We start from the raw sequence: 512 nt of genomic DNA on the forward strand, positions 1-512 counted from the left end.
CCGGCCCGGGGACCCGGACCTTCGCCAGCACCGGGGTGAACTGCGGACTGTCCGCGGCCTGCCCCGCGGTCAGGACGAACGCCAGCGGCCGGCACCGCCGGTCAGCGGCGAGGTGGACCTTGCTGGTCTGCCCGCCCCGCGACCGTCCCAGCAGGGCGGCTTTCAGCCGGAGCCGGTGCCGGCGCCGGATGCGTCGCTGTTCCTCCCTCGCGGAATCGCCTCCGGGGCTCTGCCCGTCTTGTCCGTCCGGGCCACCCCCTTTTTCCGGGCCTCCTTCTCCTCCTCCGCGACGGCTTTCTCCAGGGCGGCGATGACCTCGTGGCCCAGGTGCATCCCGGCGGCGTCGTGGTGGGCCCGGGCGGTCGTGGAGTCCACCCTGACCAGGGACAGGTCCACCGCACCCCGCGCCGCGGCCTGGGCGATCAAACCCTCGAGCAGGGCGTCGAAGACACCGGCGTTCCGCCACTGCCGGAAACGGTTGGACACGGTCGGCCACGCGCCGAACTCCCTGG

The 512-nt window shown here is 73.8% G+C and carries 2 pseudogenes; both read right to left on the reverse strand.

The features are described from left to right. Positions 1 to 151 (reverse strand): annotated as a pseudogene (locus tag U9980_RS18395) (IS5/IS1182 family transposase); the annotation flags it as partial. Between the two features lie 11 nt (positions 152 to 162). Further along, positions 163 to 512 (reverse strand): annotated as a pseudogene (locus tag U9980_RS18400) (hypothetical protein); the annotation flags it as partial.

The organism is Protofrankia sp. Cr1 (assembly GCF_963555865.1).
In the GTDB taxonomy this organism is placed as follows: Bacteria; Actinomycetota; Actinomycetes; order Frankiales; family Frankiaceae; genus Protofrankia.